This window comes from Streptomyces sp. SD31 (assembly GCF_052068475.1).
In the GTDB taxonomy this organism is placed as follows: Bacteria; Actinomycetota; Actinomycetes; order Streptomycetales; family Streptomycetaceae; genus Streptomyces.
In genome coordinates, this window is the sequence record NZ_JBQHCX010000016.1 from 172,853 (window position 1) to 192,997 (window position 20,145).

General features: G+C 70.3%; 17 protein-coding genes. 3 read left to right on the forward strand and 14 right to left on the reverse strand.

The window, feature by feature from the left end; translation table 11 throughout:
- Positions 1 to 8: 8 nt before the first annotated feature.
- From rplS to ACTMVF_RS30965, 6 genes are all read right to left on the reverse strand, one after another.
- Complete coding sequence (rplS, locus tag ACTMVF_RS30940; protein WP_018531094.1) at positions 9 to 359, reverse strand: 50S ribosomal protein L19; 351 nt, start codon at positions 357 to 359, stop codon at positions 9 to 11.
- Between the two features lie 134 nt (positions 360 to 493).
- On the reverse strand, positions 494 to 1,327 hold the full coding sequence (gene trmD / locus ACTMVF_RS30945; RefSeq protein ID WP_441274399.1) for a tRNA (guanosine(37)-N1)-methyltransferase TrmD: 834 nt from the start codon (positions 1,325 to 1,327) through the stop codon (positions 494 to 496).
- Positions 1,324 to 1,869, reverse strand: a complete 546-nt coding sequence (gene rimM, locus ACTMVF_RS30950) for a ribosome maturation factor RimM (protein WP_441274400.1) — start codon at positions 1,867 to 1,869, stop codon at positions 1,324 to 1,326. Before rimM ends, trmD begins: the two co-directional genes overlap by 4 nt.
- 108 nt (positions 1,870 to 1,977) lie before the next feature.
- The gene (locus tag ACTMVF_RS30955; protein ID WP_003973401.1) at positions 1,978 to 2,217 is read right to left on the reverse strand and encodes an RNA-binding protein; all 240 of its coding nucleotides are present in this window, start codon (positions 2,215 to 2,217) and stop codon (positions 1,978 to 1,980) included.
- A 2-nt stretch (positions 2,218 to 2,219) separates the two neighbouring features.
- The gene (rpsP, locus tag ACTMVF_RS30960) at positions 2,220 to 2,639 is read right to left on the reverse strand and encodes a 30S ribosomal protein S16 (protein WP_030048919.1); all 420 of its coding nucleotides are present in this window, start codon (positions 2,637 to 2,639) and stop codon (positions 2,220 to 2,222) included.
- 377 nt (positions 2,640 to 3,016) lie between these two features.
- Positions 3,017 to 3,613 carry a hypothetical protein gene (locus tag ACTMVF_RS30965; protein WP_301996609.1) on the reverse strand — a complete coding sequence of 199 codons (597 nt, stop codon included), beginning with the start codon at positions 3,611 to 3,613 and terminating at the stop codon, positions 3,017 to 3,019.
- Between the two features lie 737 nt (positions 3,614 to 4,350).
- Here ACTMVF_RS30965 and ACTMVF_RS30970 point away from each other — a divergent pair.
- The gene (locus tag ACTMVF_RS30970; RefSeq protein ID WP_441274401.1) at positions 4,351 to 5,229 is read left to right on the forward strand and encodes an SAM-dependent methyltransferase; all 879 of its coding nucleotides are present in this window, start codon (positions 4,351 to 4,353) and stop codon (positions 5,227 to 5,229) included.
- Positions 5,230 to 5,254: 25 nt separating this feature from the next.
- On the opposite strand, the gene ftsH is transcribed toward ACTMVF_RS30970, so the two are convergent.
- The 6 genes from ftsH to nsdA all read right to left on the reverse strand — a co-directional run bounded on the left by ftsH (position 5,255) and on the right by nsdA (position 15,021).
- Entirely contained in the window at positions 5,255 to 7,192 is a 1,938-nt protein-coding gene (gene ftsH, locus ACTMVF_RS30975; protein ID WP_441274402.1) for an ATP-dependent zinc metalloprotease FtsH, read from the reverse strand.
- Positions 7,193 to 7,300: 108 nt separating this feature from the next.
- Complete coding sequence (gene ffh / locus ACTMVF_RS30980) at positions 7,301 to 8,854, reverse strand: signal recognition particle protein (protein ID WP_441274403.1); 1,554 nt, start codon at positions 8,852 to 8,854, stop codon at positions 7,301 to 7,303.
- A gap of 106 nt (positions 8,855 to 8,960) precedes the next feature.
- Positions 8,961 to 11,408, reverse strand: a complete 2,448-nt coding sequence (locus ACTMVF_RS30985) for a [protein-PII] uridylyltransferase (RefSeq protein WP_441274404.1) — start codon at positions 11,406 to 11,408, stop codon at positions 8,961 to 8,963.
- A gap of 106 nt (positions 11,409 to 11,514) precedes the next feature.
- Positions 11,515 to 11,853 carry a P-II family nitrogen regulator gene (locus tag ACTMVF_RS30990; protein ID WP_003997576.1) on the reverse strand — a complete coding sequence of 113 codons (339 nt, stop codon included), beginning with the start codon at positions 11,851 to 11,853 and terminating at the stop codon, positions 11,515 to 11,517.
- Entirely contained in the window at positions 11,850 to 13,190 is a 1,341-nt protein-coding gene (locus ACTMVF_RS30995; RefSeq protein WP_441274405.1) for an ammonium transporter, read from the reverse strand. Before ACTMVF_RS30995 ends, ACTMVF_RS30990 begins: the two co-directional genes overlap by 4 nt.
- Positions 13,191 to 13,527: 337 nt before the next feature.
- Complete coding sequence (gene nsdA / locus ACTMVF_RS31000) at positions 13,528 to 15,021, reverse strand: transcriptional repressor NsdA (RefSeq protein ID WP_441274406.1); 1,494 nt, start codon at positions 15,019 to 15,021, stop codon at positions 13,528 to 13,530.
- A gap of 458 nt (positions 15,022 to 15,479) precedes the next feature.
- Here nsdA and ACTMVF_RS31005 point away from each other — a divergent pair, with 458 nt between their 5' ends.
- Positions 15,480 to 16,136 carry a bifunctional DNA primase/polymerase gene (locus ACTMVF_RS31005; protein ID WP_441274407.1) on the forward strand — a complete coding sequence of 219 codons (657 nt, stop codon included), beginning with the start codon at positions 15,480 to 15,482 and terminating at the stop codon, positions 16,134 to 16,136.
- 80 nt (positions 16,137 to 16,216) lie between these two features.
- On the opposite strand, the gene ftsY is transcribed toward ACTMVF_RS31005, so the two are convergent.
- Positions 16,217 to 17,428, reverse strand: a complete 1,212-nt coding sequence (gene ftsY, locus ACTMVF_RS31010) for a signal recognition particle-docking protein FtsY (RefSeq protein ID WP_441274408.1) — start codon at positions 17,426 to 17,428, stop codon at positions 16,217 to 16,219.
- 105 nt (positions 17,429 to 17,533) lie between these two features.
- On the opposite strand from ftsY, the gene ACTMVF_RS31015 reads away from it, so the two are divergent.
- Complete coding sequence (locus ACTMVF_RS31015) at positions 17,534 to 18,505, forward strand: LLM class flavin-dependent oxidoreductase (RefSeq protein WP_441274409.1); 972 nt, start codon at positions 17,534 to 17,536, stop codon at positions 18,503 to 18,505.
- A gap of 116 nt (positions 18,506 to 18,621) precedes the next feature.
- On the opposite strand, the gene ACTMVF_RS31020 is transcribed toward ACTMVF_RS31015, so the two are convergent.
- Positions 18,622 to 20,037, reverse strand: a complete 1,416-nt coding sequence (locus tag ACTMVF_RS31020) for a sugar porter family MFS transporter (RefSeq protein ID WP_441274410.1) — start codon at positions 20,035 to 20,037, stop codon at positions 18,622 to 18,624.
- Positions 20,038 to 20,145 lie beyond the last annotated feature (108 nt).

Here is a 20,145-nt window from a genome sequence, read left to right on the forward strand (position 1 = left end):
TGAAGCGCTCAGTTCTCGCGCTTCTCCTTGATCTTCGCCGCCTTGCCGCGCAGCTCGCGCAGGTAGTACAGCTTGGCGCGACGCACGTCACCCTTGGTGACGAGCTCGATCTTCTCGACGATCGGGGTGTGCACCGGGAAGGTGCGCTCGACGCCGACGGAGAAGGAGACCTTGCGGACCGTGAAGGTCTCGCGCACGCCGGCGCCCTGGCGGCGGATCACAACGCCCTTGAACTGCTGCACACGGGAGCGGTTGCCCTCGATGACGCGAACGTGGACGTTGACGGTGTCGCCCGGGCGGAAGGCCGGGACGTCGCTGCGCAGCGACGCGGCGTCGACGGAGTCGAGCAGGTGAGACATTTCGTCTGCTTTCTTCGCCCATGCCACAGGTCATAGGCGGGAGCTAGGTGTTTCGTGAGGATGCTGTCCGTGTCGGGGCGGGCGTCGTGTCCCCCTGTGGCAGGGGCGCACGCCGGACGACGCACAACAGCGACCTATTCTTCCACGCCCTCTGTCCTGCGCCAAAATCGACCGACCCGCTCGCCCTCCGGATCGGGCATCCAGCCCAGGATGGAGAGCATCTCCCGGTCCTTCTTGTCGAAGGCCTTGGGGTCGCAGCGCTCTATGAGGTCGGGCCGGTTGACCGTCGTACGCCTGAGCGCCTCGTCCCGGCGCCAGCGGGCGATCTTGCCGTGATGGCCGCTGAGCAGCACGTCGGGGATGTCCCGGCCGCGCCACTCGGGCGGCTTGGTGTAGACGGGGCCTTCGAGGAGGTTGGCCATCGCGCCGGGCGCGAAGGAGTCGTCCCGGTGGGACTCCGCGTTCCCCAGGACGCCGGGCAGCAGGCGGGCCACGGCCTCCGTGATGACCAGTACGGCCGCCTCGCCGCCGGCGAGGACGTAGTCGCCGATGGACACCTCATGGACGGGCATACGGGTCGCGTACTCGTCGATGACGCGGCGGTCGATGCCCTCGTAGCGGGCCGGCATGAAGATCAGCCAGGGCCGCTCGGAGAGCTCGACGGCGAGTTCCTGGGTGAAGGGACGGCCGCTGGGGGTGGGGACGATCAGGGTGGGCGCCCCGGAGCCACTCTCGTAGCCGTCCGCCAGGACCGAGTCCAGCGCGTCACCCCAGGGCTCGGTCTTCATGACCATGCCGGGGCCGCCGCCGTACGGCGTGTCGTCGACCGTGTTGTGGCGGTCGTACGTCCAGCCGCGGAGGTCGTGCACATGGACGTTCAGCTGCCCACGCGCGCGTGCCTTGCCGACCAGGGAGACGTTCAGGGGCTCCAGGTACTCGGGGAAGATCGTGACGACGTCGAGCCTCATGCGCTGTCGTCCCGGGTGGAGTCGATCTCCGCCTTGTCGTCGATCAGGCCCGGCGGTGGCGTGATGACGGCCTTCTGCTCCACCAGGTCGATCTCGGCGACGATCTCCTCGACGAACGGGATCATGACCTCGCTGCCGTCGGGACGCTCCACGATGAAGAGGTCCTGGGAGGGCAGGTGCGAGATCTCGGTGATACGGCCGACCTCCACGCCATCAGCGGTGACCACGTCCAGGTCCATCAGCTGGTGGTCGTAGTACTCGTCCTCCTCCTCGGGCAGCTCGTCCGGGTCCACCTCGGCGATCAGGAGGGTGTTGCGCAGCGCCTCGGCGGCGTTGCGGTCCTTGACCCCTTCGAAGCGCAGCAGCAGCCGGCTGCTGTGCACCCTGCCGGTCTCGATGGTGAGCGGGCCTACCGAGGCGGGATCGGTGAGGAGTACCGCGCCGGGCGCGAGCCGCAGTTCCGGCTCGTCGGTGCGGACCTCCACGGTGACCTCGCCCTTGATGCCGTGAGCGCGGCCGATCCGTGCGACTACGAGCTGCACTTTCCAAGATCTCCTGTCGGAACGACTACGAGCCGCGAGGCTCATACGACTACGGGCCGGGGACGGCCCAGTGGCCCTCCCCGGCCCGAGCCGGTGCTGCGTTCGGCGTCAGCGGACGTGGTCCACGTCGACGAGGTCGACGCGGACACCGCGGCCGCCGATGGCACCCACGACGGTGCGCAGAGCGCGTGCGGTGCGGCCGTTGCGGCCGATCACCTTGCCGAGGTCGTCGGGGTGCACCCGGACCTCCAGCACACGCCCGCGACGCAGGTTGCGCGAGGCGACCTGCACATCGTCAGGGTTGTCGACGATGCCCTTCACGAGGTGCTCGAGAGCCTCCTCGAGCATGCTCAGGCCTCGGCCGACTCGGACTCGGCGGCAGCCTCGTCCTTCTTCTCCGCCTTCTTCTTCTGGGTGATCGCCTCACCCTTGCCCTCGTCGTCGCCACCAAGGGCCTCGAACGACGGGCGCGCCTTCTTCGGCTCGGCCACGAGCAGCGGAGCCGGGGCGGGCTCGCCCTTGAACTTCTGCCAGTCGCCGGTCTTCTTCAGGATGGCGAGCACGGGCTCGGTCGGCTGCGCGCCGACACCCAGCCAGTACGCGACACGGTCCGCGTCGACCTCGATGACCGACGGGTTGTACGTCGGGTGGTACTTGCCGATCTCCTCGATCGCACGACCGTCACGACGGGTACGGGAGTCGGCGACGACGATGCGGTAGTGAGGCGAACGGATCTTGCCCAGACGCTTCAGCTTGATCTTGACTGCCACGGGAGTGGGTTCTCCTGGATTTGACGTGGTTGGGCACGGCGAGAATGCCGCGTGGGGTTGCGGTACCCGAGTGCCCGATGGACGCGTCAGCCGGAGGCGAGAGGGTTCCTGTGCGGCTGTCGAGTACAGCTAGCCATTGTGCCACACCCTGCGGGTCCCTTCCGGCCGAGGGGGGGCGGCCGTGTGCTCGGGCACGCCTGAGAGGCACCCGGCGTGAAGGTGCCGTTGAGGTCGGTCGCGCAATCCGGCGCCGACGGGGGTGCCGCGGGCCCACTACAACGGCACCCCCACGCCACGCGTGTCCGCGCGCCGTACGTCCCGACGCACCATGCCTTCCGACCGGCAGCCACGAGATGCCGGTGCTCGGCAGGGCGCCGTCACGCCGCGCCGGCCACCTCCGGGATCCGGAACGGCTTCCCGCACCCGCCGCAGACGATCGGCGCCTGCGCCAGCACCGACGGAACGACCCGGACGTTGCGGCCGCAGTCGCAGACCGCCTTGACGCGGACGCCGCCCCCGGAGGAGCCGTGGCGGGCCGCCGGGCCGCGGAAGGTCCGGCTGGTGTCGGCGGAGGTCGCCGCGGTGTGGGCCTTCAGGGCGCGCTGGAGGCGTTCGATGGTCGGGCGGTAGCGGCGCTTGGCCTCGGGGTTGAGCGTGACCAGGGAGAAGCCGCTGCTCGGGTGCGGCTCCTCGGGGTGGTCCAGGCCCAGCTCCTCGGCGATGGAGAGGAATCTGCGGTTGTGGTAACGGCCGGCCCGGGAGGTGTCGCGGACGCCGCGCGCGGCGGCGATGCCATGGACTGCCTCGTGAAGCAGTCGCTCGAAGGAGAGCTCGTGACCGCAGGCGGACGACGACTCCCCGATCAGTGACTCTGGCGCGGCGAGATCCGGCAGCTCGGGGTGGTACCGCTGAATGTCGGCCCACGCCTGTGCCAGTTCTGCGGCGAGAACAGGTGGTGTCTGTGTCGTGCTCACGTAATGACAACGAGCCGGAGTGCCGCTGTGTTCCGATTCCGGGGCATCCCAAATAATTTGCACGTACCCGTCAGTTGCGAATGATGCGCCCTGACGAGGGCGGGTGCGCCGATCTGCGGAGAAGCCTCACAGCTCGTACCAAGCTGGTGCGTAGCCTGACGTACGCGCCGGCGCGTACGCCCCGTCCACGCGCCGGTGTGGCTGTGGTGTGCGGATGCGCAAGAGGCGATTCGGCCGCTCTCGTTCCACACGGGCGTCCTATCAGTAAGCGCGTGCCACCACCGCGACGTTACCGGGCGCGTCGTCGGCGTCCGGCACCGCCCCGTCCCCGGCGAGCAGACACCGTACGGTCACGGCGTGCTCGGCCGGCCTGACCTCGCCTTCTTCGCCGAGCGTCGCAGCAGCACCCGGTCCTCTTCGAGGACCGTGGGGAGCCGCGCCGCCCGTGCGTGTGTCGGCCGACTCGGCCCTGTGGCCCAGGTCCTGGTACCCGCATGGGAAGTCCTCCGCCCGCGACCTCCGAACGGCGCCTCGGCCCTGGCGAGATCGTACGGACCCAGGTTGCCGGAATGTGAATTCTCGCCACGCACACAGGGAAGCCACAAGCAGGGCCCCGCGACCTCTGGACGCGGCGTCGGGCGCGGAGTTTCCTGGCATACGGGGGGAGCGCGAGCGCATGCCACGGGGGCGACGGAATCGGACTCAGCGGTAACTCTCGGCGGATTGGGGCGCTTTACATGACACCTACGCTCGTGCGACAGCACCTGCCTCACGCGGGGGCGGCACCTCGCGTGGACCTGTGTGCACGCGCGCGTGACTGGTCCGAGATTCAGGAGCGGATGCTGGTTCCGCTCTACGAAGCCGTCTACGAGCGACTGGAAGCGGGGCCCGGCACCCGGCTGCTGGGCCTCGGCTGCGGTAGCGGGCTCGCCCTGGTGATGGCGGCGTCCAGAGGCGCGGCCGTCACCGGCGTCGAGTCCTGCTCCCCCGAACGACTGGCCCTCGCACGGCAGCGGTTGCTGCCCGGGGCGTGGGGCACGCGCGCGTGTGCCGAGACCCGGCTCGTCGACGGCGCACCCGACGACCTGGCAGCCGCGGCCGACACCGAGGACCACACGGAGACGGCCGCGTACACGCTGGTGACCGCCTTCGAGCCCATCGGGTGCCTCGCGGGCGACTCGGAGGGGCTCGGTGAGATGCTCGCGGCCGCGACGCCGCTCGCCGAGCGGGGGGCGCCCGTGGTGCTCGCCGGCTGGGGGCCGCCGGAGCGCTGTGCCACGTCGTCCGTGCTGCGCGTGGCCACCAAGTTGGCCGACCCGTTGCGCAGTACGGGCAGTTGGCGTCCCGCCCTGCGCGACGACCTGGAGGAGGTCGCCCAGCGGGCGGGCCTCAAGCCCGACGGTTCCGGGCGGGTGGCCTGCCCCTTCGGGTACGCGGACGTCGACAGTGCCGTACGGGGGTTGCTGTCGACCGGGTTGTTCGACTCGGCGATCGCGGCGACCGATCAGGTGCAGGTGGACAAGGAGTTGGCGGAGGCGCTGCATCCGTATCGGCGGCCGGACGGGACGGTGTGGATGCCGAATGTCTTCCGGTACCTGATCGCGCGCGTGCCGTGAAGCGCAACGGGACTGAGCGGGCCCGCTACGCGTCCGCCTCCTTGGTCAGCCGGGTGATGCCCGCGATCCGGTAGGCGTCCGCCTCCTCCAGTGTCTCGTTCTCCAGCAGGGCCTCCGCCAGCGCCTCCAGCTGCCCGTAGTGCTCGCGGAGTTTGCGGCAGGCCTCCTCGTAGCACTCGTCGACGATCCGGCGCATCTCCGCGTCGATCACGTCGAGGGTCTGCGGGGCGGCCGCGAGGCCGTACGCCTGCTGGGTGTCGCTGGGCAGGGCGGACAGCCGGCCGACCCGTGCGCTCATGCCCCAGCGGGCGACCATGCCGCGGGCGATGTTGGTGACCTGTTCCAGGTCGTTCTCCGCGCCCGTGGTGACGACGCCGTAGACCACCTGCTCGGCCGCCATGCCGCCCAGTGCGCCGATGATGCGGCCGCGCAGATACTCCTCGGAGTGCGCGTACCGCTCCACCTCGGGCGTCGACATCGTCACCCCGAGCGCCCGACCGCGCGGCACGATGGTGATCTTGCGGACGGGGTCGGCGCCCGGCTGCAGCATGCCGAGGAGGGCGTGCCCGCTCTCGTGGTAGGCCGTGCGGCGGCGGTCCTCCTCGGGCATCACGAGGGTGCGTGCGGCGCCCAGTTGCACTTTCTCCAGGGCCTCGGAGAGGTCCGAGGCGGTCACCTGCTCCTGCTTCCGCTTGACCGCGAGCAGAGCGGCCTCGTTGGCGAGATTGGCCAGATCCGCTCCCGTCATACCGGGGGTGGTCCGGGCCAGTTGGGTCAGGTCCACGTCCTCGGCGAGCGGAATCTCGCGGGTGTGGATCCGCAGGATCGCCTCGCGCCCGTCTCTGTCCGGAGGGGAGACGTTGACCACCCGGTCGAAGCGGCCGGGCCGGGTCAGCGCCGGGTCCAGGATGTCGGCGCGGTTCGTGGCCGCGATGACGATCACGCCCTCCGAGCCGGAGAAGCCGTCCATCTCCGTGAGGATCTGGTTCAGCGTCTGCTCACGCTCGTCGTGGCCGCTCACGGAGGCACCGCCGCTGCGCACCCGGCCGATGGTGTCGATCTCGTCGATGAAGATGATCGACGGCGCCACCTTGCGCGCCTCGGCGAACAGCTCCCGGACGCGGGAGGCTCCGACACCGACGATCATCTCGATGAACTCGGACGCGGACGCGGAGAAGAACGGCACACCTGCCTCGCCCGCCACCGCACGCGCCAGCAGCGTCTTGCCGGTGCCGGGCGAGCCGGCGAGCAGCACGCCGCGCGGCATCTTCGCGCCCATCCTGCGATAGGCGTCGGGGTGCTCCAGGAAGTCGACGACGTCGTCCAGCTCGCCCTTGACCTCGTCGATGCCGGCCACGTCGGCGAACGTCGTGCGCTGGGTCCCCGGCCGCAGCTCGACCGGCTTGGGCGGCGCCTTGCGCCCGAACATGCCGCCCGCGCCACCTCGGCCCGCGCCGAGCCGCCGGACAACGAAGATCCACACCGCGACGATGATCACGATCGGCGCCAGCGAGATCAGCAGGTTGGAGAGGAGACCGCGCTCCTTCACGACCGGCTGCGCGGTCACCGTGACGTCGCGGCTGCTCAGTTCCTGCCACAGGTCGTCGTCCGCGAAGGCCGGCCGCTGCGTCTTGAACTTGGTGTAGTCGCCGTCGCCCTCGGGGTTGTCCCGGGCGCTCTTGAGCTCCCCCTGGATCGCGTCGCCCTTGGAGTAGATCTTGTCGACGTTGCCGGCATCGACCTCCCTGCTGAACTCCGTGTAGGAGATCGTCGGCTCGTTGCCCCGGTCGAGGTACGTCAGTCCCCCATAGGCGAGCAGGAAGACGATCACCGCGGTGAGGAGCAGGCTCCACCAGCGGCCGCGCATCCGTCGCCCGCCGGGCCGCCCGGACGGCTCGTCCGGTGTGCCTTCGGTGCGCCACGGCTGGTCAGGGGCCTTGCGTGGTGGCGCGGCATTGCTCATATATGGACGTTACGGCAGATGCCGGGCCCTGGCACGCGCAGAGGGCGCCCCTCCGGAAGGGGCGCCCTCAGTGACGTACTCGACGAGAAGGTCGTACGAGACGAACCGTCAGCCCATGAACTTCTTGAACTCGTCCGGCAGCTCGAAGTCCTGCGGAGCCTGCTGGCCCGGCACGCCGAAGGCGCCGCCGGCCTGAGCGGCGGCGGCCCTGCGTGCGGCCTCCTCCTGCTCCTGCTGCTTGCGCTTCATCGGGTTGCCGGAGCGCTGCTTGCCCTTGGCCTTCTTCGGCTGCTTCTTGGTGCGGCCGGGGCCGCCGCCCATGCCCGGCATCCCCGGCATGCCCGGCATGCCGCCGCCCTGGGCCATGCGGGACATCATCTTCCGCGCCTCGAAGAACCGCTCGACCAGGTTCTTGACCGCGCTGACCTCGACGCCGGAACCGCGGGCGATACGGGCGCGCCGCGAGCCGTTGATGATCGTCGGCTCCTGGCGCTCGGCCGGTGTCATCGACTTGATGATCGCGGCCGTGCGGTCGACGTCCCGCTCGTCCAGGTTGTTGATCTGGTCCTTGATCTGGCCCATGCCCGGGAGCATGCCGAGCAGCTTGGAGATGGAGCCCATCTTCCTGACCTGCTCCATCTGGGCCAGGAAGTCGTCGAGGGTGAAGTCCTGGCCCTTCTTGGAGGCCAGCTTCTCGGCCATCTTCTGGGCTTCGGCCTGGTCGAAGGTCTTCTCCGCCTGCTCGATCAGGGTGAGCAGGTCACCCATGTCGAGGATGCGGGAGGCCATCCGGTCCGGGTGGAAGGCGTCGAAGTCGTCGAGCTTCTCGCCGTTCGACGCGAACATGATCGGCTTGCCGGTGATCTGCCGGATCGACAGGGCCGCACCACCGCGGGCGTCACCGTCGAGCTTGGAGAGCACCACGCCGTCGAAGCCGACGCCGTCGCGGAAGGCCTCCGCCGTGTTGACGGCGTCCTGACCGATCATCGCGTCGACGACGAACAGGATCTCGTCCGGCGAGACCGCGTCCCGGATGTCCGCGGCCTGCTGCATCATCTCCTGGTCGATACCCAGGCGGCCGGCGGTGTCCACGATCACGATGTCGTGGACCTTGGCCTTGGCGTGCTCGATGGAGTCCTTGGCGACCTTGACCGGGTCACCGACGCCGTTGCCCGGCTCGGGCGCGTAGACCGCGACACCGGCGCGCTCGGCGACGACGCTGAGCTGGTTGACGGCGTTCGGGCGCTGGAGGTCGGCGGCGACGAGCAGCGGCGAGTGGCCCTGCTCCTTCAGCCAGCGGCCGAGCTTGCCCGCGAGGGTGGTCTTACCGGCACCCTGCAGACCCGCGAGCATGATCACGGTCGGGGGCTGCTTGGCGAAGCGAAGGCGCCGGGTCTCGCCGCCCAGGATCGTCACGAGCTCGTCGTTGACGATCTTCAGGACCTGCTGGGCCGGATTCAGCGCCTTGGAGACCTCGACGCCGAGGGCGCGCTCCTTGACGTTCTTGATGAACGTCCGGACGACCGGCAGCGCCACGTCCGCTTCGAGGAGTGCGATGCGGATCTCGCGCGCGGTGGCGTCGATGTCCGCCTCGGAGAGCCGTCCCTTGCCGCGCAGGTTCTTGAAAGTCGCTGAGAGGCGATCGGAGAGAGTATCGAACACGGCGCTCGCGGTCCTCGGGGTCGGTGGCAGCTGGGAATCGCCCTCCAGGGTATCCCGGCGGCGCAGGTTGCCGGGATCCCTGGGTGCAGAGCCTTTGAACAGGGTCTCAGCCCCGCAACGTCTCCTCCAGCTTGCGCGCCACGGAGGCCGCTTCCTCGCTGGGCAGCGGCGCCCCTTCGGGGCCTGTGACATAGAACGCGTCGACGGCGTTGGCGCCCAGCGTGCTGGCATGCGCACTGCGCACCCGCACGCTCGCGTCCTCCAGCGCCCGCCCGATCCGGAACAGCAGCCCCGGCGCGTCCTGTGCGCGTACCTCGATCACCGTGGCCAGCCGGGAGGCCGCCGGGTGGACCGACACCCTCGCCGCCGGCGGCACGACGCCCCGCCGGCGCGGATAGGCGGCGTCCCGCTCGGCGAGGCGGCCCGCGATGTCCAGGGAGCCGTCCAGGGCCCGCACCAGGTCGGCACGGAGCCGGGCGGCCTGCGGCAGGGAGCCGTACTCGGCGGCGACCCGCCAGTCCAGCAGCAGGACGGAGCCCTCGACGCCGTCCGGCAGATCCAGGGCGCGCAGTTCGGCGGTGCGCACGGTCAGGCGGTGCATCGCCAGGACACCGGCCACCGCGGGCAGCACGCCCGGCTGGTCCGGTACGGCGATGAGGAGCTCCACGCCGAGCGGCTCCGGGTCGCCCGAGGGCTGCTCCTCGGTCGGCGGCTCGGTCTGCGCGCGCAGCGACAGCACCGGGCTGCCCGTCGCGACCGCTTCGATGGCGAGCCGCTCCTGCTCGGCGGTGGGCGCGGCAGCCTCGGGCTCGTCGAGGTCGTCCCCGGCCAGCACGGCCGCGACTCGTTTGACCAGGTCGGCGACGAGCGAACCCCGCCACGACGACCAGGCGGCCGGGCCGGTGGCCAGGGCGTCCGCCTCGGTCAGGGCGTGCAGCAGCTCCAGGGTGCCCTGGGAGCCGACCGCCTCGGCGACCGCGCGCACGGTGGCCGGATCCTCCAGGTCGCGCCGGGTGGCCGTCTCGACGAGCAGCAGGTGATGGCGTACGAGGGTGGAGAGCACGGCCACGTCGTCGCGGTCGAAGCCGATGCGCGCGGCCACGTCCTTGGCGATGATCTCGCCGGCCACCGAGTGGTCGCCGGGCCAGCCCTTGCCGATGTCGTGCAGCAGCGCGGCGACCAGGAGCAGGTCGGGGCGGTGCACGCGGCGGGTGAACTCGGAGGCGCGGACGGCCGTCTCGATGAGGTGCCGGTCGACGGTCCAGATGTGCACGGCGTTGCGCTGCGGGCGGCAGCGCACCCGCTCCCAGTCGGGGAGGAAGCGGGTGATCAGCCCTTCGGCCTCCAGGGCCTCCCAGACCTCGACCGTCGGCCGCCCGGAGCCCAGCAGGGTCACGAGCTGCTCACGTGCCTCGGCGGGCCAGGGCGTCGGCAGCGGGCGCACGGAGGCAGCCATGCGCCGTACGGCGTGCAGGGAGAGCGGGAGTCCGGCCTGCGCGGCGGCGGCCGCGGCACGCAGGGGGAGCACGGGGTCGCGTTCGGGGCGTGCGGCGCGGGCGAGCACCACCTCGCCGTCCTGCTCCACCACGCCCTCGGCGAGGGGGGACCTTTCGGCAGTGGGCTTGCCGCCGCCCAGCATGGCGCGCAGACGCGGCCGCACCGCGCGCGAGCGCAGCACACGCCCCACTTCGCGCCATGTGACATCGCTCGCATACGAGATGACCCGCGCCGCCTCGTACACCTGCCGCAGCAGCGTGTCCGCGTCGAGCAGGCCCAGCTCGGCGGCGACCTGATCCTGCTCCTGAAGCGCGAGCCGGTCCGTCGCCCGCCCGGTCGTCAGATGCAGGGCGTCACGCACGTCGAGCAGCCGGCGCCGGGCGTCGGCGAGGCCCTCGCGCGGGGCGTCGGCCAGCCAGGAGGCGGCGACGGCGCGCAGGATGGTGGCGTCGCGCAGCCCGCCGCGGGCTTCCTTCAGGTCGGGTTCCAGGAGGTACTGCAGCTCGCCCTGGCGCTCGGCGCGCTCGGCGGACAGCTCCTGGAGTTCGGGCAGGCGCTTGGGCGCCTGGTTGCGCCAGTCGGCCAGGACCGCAGTCCGCAGTCCGGCGGTGAGGCCGAGGTCGCCCGCGATGTGCCGGGCGTCCAGCAGGCCCAGCTGGACCTTGAGGTCCTCACCTGCGGTCTTGCGGGCCTCGGCCGGCGTGCGCACGGAGTGGTCGAGGGCGAGGCCGAGGTCCCAGACGGGGTACCAGATGCGGTCGGCCAGGGCGGCCACCGCGTCGGAGTCGCTGCCGTCGTGCAGCAGGAGCAGGTCCAGGTCGCTGCGGGGGGACAGCTCGCCCCGGCCGTATCCGCCGACAGCGACCAGGGAGACGCCGCGCAGTCCCTCGGCGCCGGCGGCGAACAGGCCGGTCAGCCAGTCGTCGGTCAGCTCCGCGAGCGCCGAACGGCGCGGCGGCCCGGACTGCGCCCCCTCGGTGAGGAGGCGCAGCCGGGCCGCCGCGTAGCCGCTGGGTCCCGAGTCCTCTGCATCCTTACGAACGTCCGTACTCGACACCCAGCGACTCCTGTCCTTCTTCTTCTCTCAGAGCGCGTTCTCTTGGAGTTCTTCCCTGAGCTGTGCTCTGAGTCGTTCTCCGAGTTCTTCCCTCAGAGCGCGTTCCTCAGAGCGCGTCCGGTCCGCGCTCGCCGGTCCGCACCCGTACGGCCGTCTCGACCGGCAGGGACCAGACCTTGCCGTCACCGATCTTGCCGGTGCGGGCGGCCTTGACGATGACGTCGATCAGCTGCTCGGCGTCGTCGTCCTCGGCCAGCACCTCGATGCGGATCTTCGGGACCAGGTCGACGGTGTACTCGGCACCGCGGTAGACCTCGGTGTGGCCCCGCTGACGACCGTAGCCGCTCGCCTCGGTGACCGTCAGGCCGTGCACGCCGAAGGCCTGGAGGGCCTCCTTGATCTCGTCGAGCCGGTGCGGCTTCACGACGGCGGTGATGAGCTTCATGCGTCCACCTTCTTGCTCGAAGCTGCGGCGACCGGGGCCGTGACCGCGGCCTTGGCCGCACCGCCACCGGCGCCACTGAAGTCGTATGCGGTCTCGGCGTGCTCGGCCTGGTCGATGCCGGCAACCTCCTCGTCCTCGGAGACCCGCATACCGATGGTCTTGTGGAGGACGAAGGCGAGAAGCGCGGAAACGATCAGGGAGTAGGCGAGGACACCGCCGACACCGGCGAGCTGCTTCCACAGCTGGTCGAACTTGTGGTCGCCGTAGAAGACGCCCGTGGCCTCGGACTGACCCTTGCCGCTGGCGAAGAAGCCGATCAGGATCGAGCCGACGATACCGCCGACCAGGTGGACGCCGACGACGTCGAGCGAGTCGTCGTAGCCGAACTTGTACTTCAGGCCGACGGCCATGGCGCACAGGACACCGGCGATGGCACCGACGGCGATCGCGCCCATCGGGGTGACCGCACCACCGGCCGGGGTGATGGCGACCAGACCGGCGACCGCACCGGAGGCGGCGCCCAGCGTGGTGAACGCGCCGTGGCGGATCTTCTCGTAGATCAGCCAGGCCAGCATGGCGGCGGCGGTGGCGACCTGCGTGTTGACGAACATCAGCGAGCCGACGCCGTCGTCGTTGCCGAGCCACGAGCCGGCGTTGAAGCCGAACCAGCCGAACCACAGCAGACCGGCGCCGAGCATGACCAGCGGGAGGCTGTGCGGGCGCATCGGGTCCTTCTTGAAGCCGACCCGCTTTCCGATGACGAGGATCACACCGAGCGCCGCGGCACCCGCGTTGATGTGGACCGCCGTACCACCGGCGAAGTCGATCACGCCCATGTCGAAGGCCCAGCCGCCCTCACCCCAGACCCAGTGGGCGACGGGGAAGTAGACGATCGTGGCCCACAGGGCGATGAACAGCGCCCAGGCGGAGAACTTCACGCGGTCCGCGAGCGCACCGCTGATCAGCGCGGGCGTGATGATCGCGAACATCAGCTGGAAGACCATGAAGGCGAGCAGCGGGATGTTGTACGAGCCCCAGAGCTCGCCCTTGTCGACCCCGCTGAGGCCGACCCAGTCCGAGTTCCAGCCGATGAGGCTGCCGGAGTCGGTACCGAAGGCAAGGGAGAAGCCGTACAGCACCCACAGGATGGTGACGATCCCCAGGCTGATGAAGCTCATCATCAGCATGTTCAGGGTGCTCTTTACGCGGACCATGCCTCCGTAGAAGAAGGCCAGGCCCGGCGTCATGAGCATCACCAGGGCGGAGCAGATGAGCATGAAACCTGTGTTGGCGGCAGAGATCTCCGTCTCTGCGGCAAGCGTGATGGCTGGTGCCATCGGCGTCTCCTCGTCGTTTGGTACGGCCCCGTGCGGGCGGAAGCCTGAGCGGATTGAGGGGTGGGCCGGTTATGCGCCACGAGATTGACGCAGCGGAGTTTCGATGGAAGCCCCTCGTTGTTTCGCCGCCGTGACGAAGGCGCCCTGCGTGTTACGCGTTGATGAACTGCGAGATGTTCGGCTGCACGATCGTTATCGTGGCGCAACCTTCACTGGAGGTAAGAGAACCGGCCGCGGTCGGCCTTCCGATGACCTGGCATGGGGGAGCCGAGTCGGGCGGTTCGGGAAGGCCGGCCGCGGCCGGGGTTCTGGGGATTCCCGGGGAATCCTCTGGAGCTCAGACCGCCTCCGCGGTCTCCGGCAGCTCCACGGCGAGCTTGTCGGTGAGGTCCACGACCTCGGCGAGATCCCCGAAGTCGCGTACAGCCGTGTCGACCGTCTTTCGAATACGAGTGTTGACGCGCTCCGAGCGCACCTTCTTGGCGACCCGCATGGCCTGTTCGGCGTAGACCGCGCTCTGCTCGGGCTCCCGCCGCAGCAGCTGGACCGTGGCCATGCCGATGAGGTTCAGCGCATACGACCGCTGGTGCTCGCCGTCCTTCGCGAACAGGTCCACGGCCTGCTGCATCACGGGTTCGGCCAGCGAGGCGTACGTCGGGCTGCGGCCGGCGACATAGGCCAGGTCGCGGTAGGAGTGGGAGTTCTCGCCGTACAGCTCGGCCTCGGAGAAGAAGCGGATCCAGTCGGGGTCCGGCTCGTCCCACTCGTCGGCCTCGGTGAAGGTGTCCTCGGCCATCCGCACCGCCCGCTTGCACTTGCCGGGCTGCCCCATGTTGGCGTAGGCGCGGGCCTCCATCGCATACAGCATCGACTGGGTGCGCGGGCTCGCGCAGTCCCGGCTGCCGTACTGCGCGAGGTGGATCAGCTCCAGGGCGTCGTCGGGCCGGCCGAGGTGGATCATCTGGCGGCTCATGCTGGAGAGGATGTACGAGCCGAGCGGCCGGTCGCCCGCCTCCTTGGCGGCGTGCAGCGCGAGGACGAAGTACTTCTGCGCGGTGGGCTGGAGCCCCACGTCGTACGACATCCAGCCGGCCAGCTCCGCCAGCTCCGCGGCGACCTTGAACAGCTTCCTGGTGGTGGCCTCGGGATGCGGCTCCTGGAGCAGGTCGGTCACCTCGTGCAGCTGGCCGACGACCGCCTTGCGGCGCAGACCGCCGCCGCACTGGGCGTCCCACTGCCGGAACATCACGGTGGTGGACTCCAGCAGGTCCAGCTCGGGCCTGGACAGGCGGCCACGCGCGCGTGAGGACGGGATGGGCCGGGGCTCCTGGTACGGCGCCGGGGGCGCGGGGACCAGCCAGCGCTGCATCGGTTCGATGAGGGCCGGGCCCGCGGACAGGGCCAGCGAGCTCCCGAGGAAGCCGCGCCGCGCCAGCATCAGGTCGCTGCGCGAGAACTCACTGAGCAGGGCCACCGTCTGCGGGCCCGTCCAGGGCAGGTCGACGCCGGACACGGAGGGTGACTGACGGGCGGCGCGCAGGCCGAGATCCTCGACGGAGACGACGCAGCCGAAGCGCTCGGAGAACAGCTCGGACAGGATCCGCGGGATCGGCTCGCGGGGGTTCTCGCCGTCCAGCCAGCGGCGTACACGTGAGGTGTCGGTGGAGATGTGGTTGGCGCCCAACTGGCGGGCCCGGCGGTTCACTTGGCGGGCAAGCTCGCCCTTCGACCAGCCGCTCCGCACGAACCAGGACGTGAGCAGCTCGTTCGGCCGCTTGTCAGCGTGCGATGCGCCACCGGCACTCGTACCGCTTCCGCTGTTGCCGCTCACTGGAACGCCCCCATCCCTTGGACCACTTGTCACCGAGTGCGCCAAGCCCTATCAGAATGCCGGTAAATACGGCCGCCCGTCCGGCGGTTGTCACCCTTCGAACGGAAAGCCGACTTGCCTCCGGCATACCCACAAGTGCATGTGCCCCAACGGGCCGTGCACTCACGGTAATCCTACGATCACGCCCCCAGCCATGGCGATCCCGGAATCGCCACCATTCGCCACCCCTTCGAATGAACTAACGGTGGCCTCTACGCGATTCACTTGACATAGGACGGCCGGAAGTGGGCGCAGCGGAGCACTTAGGGGCGTGTGTCGCCGGGCCCACAACCCTGAGTGCTTCCAGGCGCCGCGTGGACCGAGCAGCGACAGTGGGTAACCGGCGATCCAGGAACACACAGGGTCACGATCCGAATCCGCGTCGTAACCACCGGCGCGCTGGACCCGTTGGAGGGGGCATGGGCTTCACGATCGGCGGCATCCGGGAGATCCGCTCCGGCTCGCGACGACGTGGCCGCTCCTCGGAGTGCACCACCGTCGCCGAGTTCACCGGACTGTGGGGCTGGGACGTGGCGCCCGGTGCGCGAGCCGCGGCGGGCGCCTGCTCGTGCGGCCGCTCCGACTGCCACGCCCCCGGCGCACACCCCCTCGACTTCGCGCCCGAGGTCCCGGCCGGGGCCACACTCGACGAGGTCGGCAAGGCCTGGGCGGAGGTCCCGGGCGCCGCGGTGATGCTGCCGGTCGGGCGGGCCTTCGACGTGATCGAGGTGGCCGAGCCCGCCGGGCGCCGCGCGCTGACCCGGCTCGAACGCATGGGCCTCCCCCTCGGCCCGGTCGCCGCCACCCCGGAGGGCCGCGCCCACTTCTTCGTCGCCCCCGGCGCCGCCGAGGAACTCCCCGAACTCCTCTACCGCATGGGCTGGGACGACCCGGCCCACCTCGACCTGCACGGCCTCGGCCCGGGTACACACATCACGGCGCCGCCGTCCGACCGGGGCGGCCTGGGGCCGGTGCGGTGGCTGCGGCCTCCAGCGCTGGACACGGCGACGAAGCCACCCGCTGCCCGGCTCCTTCTGGGGACGCTGGCTTATGTGGCGCATCGGTCGCGCGCTTAGCTCTCGATACGGAAGGACCCCACTCCATCTGCACCATGGGGTGGGGTCCTTCCTCGTGTACGAATCCCTCGTACGGGCAGTCAGTCACCAATAAGGGCATCCACGAACGCCTCCGGCTCGAACGGCGCCAGGTCGTCGGCACCCTCGCCCAGCCCGACCAGCTTCACCGGCACGCCCAGCTCGCGCTGGACCGCGATGACGATGCCGCCCTTGGCCGTGCCGTCCAGCTTGGTGAGCACGATGCCGGTGATGTCGACGACCTCGGCGAAGACGCGGGCCTGGACCAGGCCGTTCTGCCCGGTCGTCGCGTCCAGCACGAGCAGGATCTCGTCCAGCGGCGCGTGCTTCTCGACGACGCGCTTGACCTTGCCGAGCTCGTCCATGAGGCCGGTCTTGGTGTGCAGGCGCCCGGCGGTGTCGATCAGGACGACGTCGGAGCCCATCTCCTTGCCCTCCTTCACCGCGTCGAAGGCGACGGAGGCGGGGTCGCCGCCCTCCGGCCCGCGCACGGTGTAGGCACCGACGCGCTCGCCCCAGGTCTGGAGCTGGTCGGCGGCGGCGGCACGGAAGGTGTCGGCGGCGCCCAGGACGACGGAGCGCCCGTCGGCCACGAGGACGCGGGCGAGCTTGCCGGTGGTGGTGGTCTTGCCGGTGCCGTTGACGCCGACGACCATCACGATGCCGGGCTTGCTGGTCTCCGGCTCGGTCTTGACCGTGCGGTCGAAGTCGGTGCCGACCAGCTTGAGCAGCTCCTCGCGCAGCAGGCCGCGCAGCTCCTCGGGGGTGCGGGTGCCGAGGACCTTCACGCGCTCGCGCAGCCCGTCGACCAGTTCCTGGGTGGGCAGCACGCCGACGTCGGCGGTGAGGAGGGTGTCCTCGATCTCCTCCCAGGTGTCCTCGTCGAGGTGCTCGCGCGACAGGAGCGTGAGCAGCCCTTTGCCGAGGGCGTTCTGCGAGCGGGAGAGCCGGGCGCGCAGGCGGATCAGGCGGCCGGCGGTGGGCTCCGGGACCTCGATCTCGGTCGGCGGGAGCTCTTCGACGACCGGGGGTTCCTCGACGGCGGTCGGTGCTCCGCCGCCGGGAAGGTCCACCTCCTCTATGGTCCGGCGCGGTTCGTCGCGCGGTGTCTCGGCCTCGTCGCCGACGTGCGGCTCGGCCGGAGGGGCGGTGATGTCGGGGGCGGCTGGGGGCGGTGGGGGCAGCTGCTTCTTGCGCCGGCTGCCGACGATGAGCCCGCCGAGCGCGCCGAGCACGACCACGGCGATGACTACAGCAAGGATGAGGATGTCCATAACGCGTCCAGTATCGGCCATGGAGTCCGGCGACACCCCTCTGGATGTCTGACACACCGTCAGCTAACGTCCGCCTTCACACCCGCCCTGTGAAGGGGGACCCCCATGCCCGTCACGGTCGTACGCTTCAACCTGGTCGAGCCCGACGCGACCCCCGCCTCGCTCGCCGCCCGCTATCGGGCGGCCCTGGAGATGGCCGCGTACGCCGACGAGCACGGCATCACCACCGTGCAGACCGAGGAGCACCACGGCGCCGACAACAACTGGCTCCCCTCCCCCTTCGCCTTCGCGGCCGCGGTCTTCGGCGCGACGCGCCGGATCGCGGTCACCGTGTCGGCGATCATCGGCCCGCTGCACGACCCGCTGCGGCTGGCCGAGGAGATCGCCGTGCTGGACCTGCTGAGCGGCGGGCGGCTGGTGACGGTCGCCGGGATCGGGTACCGGCCCGAGGAGTACGCCCAGTTCGACGTGGACTGGAAGCGGCGCGGCAGAATCCAGGACGAGCTCCTCGACACCTTGCTCAGGGCATGGACCGGCGAGCCCTTCGAGTACCGGGGCCGTACGGTACGGGTCACCCCGCGCCCGTACACCGACCCGCACCCCTTGCTCCTGGTCGGCGGCTCCTCGAAGGCCGCCGCCCGCCGGGCCGCCCGGCTCGGCCTGCCGTTCTTCCCCAGCGCGCATCTGCCGGAGCTGGAGGCGTACTACAAGGAGCGGCTCGTCGAGTACGGCACCGAAGGCTGGACGATGATGCCGGCCGCCGAGACACCGCTGCTGCACATCGCCGAGGACCCGGACCGGGCGTGGGCCCGGTACGGCGGGCACTTCCTGCACGAGGCGCGGACGTACGCCTCCTGGCAGTCCGGGGACGTACGGTCCGCGGTGAAGTCGGCGGCCACGACGGTGGAGGAGCTGCGCGCCGAGGGTGTGTACCGGATCGTGACGCCGGACGAGTGTGTGGCGCTGGGGCACGCCAACTACGTATTGCACCCGCTGTCGGGTGGGATGCCGGTGGAGGAGGGGTGGCGGAGCCTGCGGTTGTTCTGCGAGCAGGTGCTGCCCGGGCTCGGTGACTGACCTTTCGTACACGAAACCGCCGCCCCGGCTCGGGCAGTGGCCGAGCCGGGGCGGCGGCGGGTTACGGGGAGAGGGGCAGCGGGGACTTGGCCCTTCCCCCCGAGTCCGGGGGCCGGTCAGCCCATCTCCTCCAGCTTCTTGCCCTTGGTCTCGGGCACGAACTTGAGGATGAACGGGATGGAGAGGAAGGCGAACACCGCGTACATCACGTACGTCAGCGACAGGTTCCAGTCCGACAGGTCCGGGAAGGTGATCGTGATGACCCAGTTGGCGATCCACTGGGCCGAGGCGGCCACGCCCAGGGCGGCGGCGCGGATCTTGTTGGGGAAGACCTCGCCGAGCATGACCCAGACGACCACGCCCCACGACATGGCGAAGAAGAGGACGAACGCGTTGGCGGCGATCAGCGCCACGTAACCCTGCGCGGTCGGCAGCGGGTCGTTGCCGTTCTGGAAGGAGAAGGACCAGGCGGCGGCCGCGAGCGAGATGCCCATGCCGACGGAGCCGATGAGGGCGAGCGGCTTGCGGCCGATGCGGTCGACGAAGATCATCGCGATCACGGTGCCGATGATGTTGATGATCGAGGTCTCGAAGGAGTAGAAGAACGAGCTCGACGGGTCGACGCCGACGGACTGCCACAGCAGGTTCGAGTAGTAGAAGATGACGTTGATGCCGACCAGTTGCTGGAAGACGGAGAGGCCGATACCGATCCACACGATCGGCAGCAGGCCGAACTTGCCGCCCAGCAGGTCCTTGAACGTGGACTTGTGGTCGCTGCGCATGGCCTGGTCGATCTCGGCGACCCGGGCGTCCAGGTCCACGCCGCCCTCGACGTCGGCGAGCACCTTCTTCGCGTCGTCGACGCGGCCGACGCTGATCAGGTAGCGCGGGGACTCGGGAATGGCGAACGACAGCAGGCCGTAGATCACGGCGGGGACCAGCATCACGCCGAGCATCCACTGCCAGGCCTCCAGGCCCGCGACCGTTCCACGCTCCTCGCCGTCGGCCATGTTCAGGATGGCCCAGTTGACCAGCTGGGAGACGGCGATGCCGATGACGATGGCGGCCTGCTGGAACGAGGCGAGCCTGCCGCGGTACGCGGGCGGGGCGACCTCGGCGATGTAGGCCGGGCCGATGACCGAGGCCATGCCGATGGCGATGCCGCCGAGGACACGCCAGGCGGCGAGGTCCCACGCGGCGAACGGGAGGCCGGAGCCGACGGCGCTCACGGCGAACAGCACCGCCGCGATCTGCATGACGCGGATGCGGCCGATGCGGTCGGCTATGCGGCCGGCGATCGCGGCACCCACGGCGCTGCCGAGCAGGGCACTGGCGGCGACGGTACCGGTGACGCCGGAGCTGAGGTCGAACCGGGCCTGGATGCCACCGTTGGCTCCGTTGATGACGGAGCTGTCGTAGCCGAAGAGGAAGCCGCCCATGGCGGCCGCCGCGGTGATGAAGACGACGTGCCCGAGGTGCTCGGGATGAGCCGTCCTGGCTCCTGACTTCGGTGCCTGCGCTGTGCTGGTCACGTGTACTCCTCGGGCCACCGGCAACGCTGCCGGGTGGGGGTCAGCCGCTCCAAGTAGTGATACCTGAAGGTAAAAGCAACGTTGCAGAGACTATGCCTTCAAGTTTCG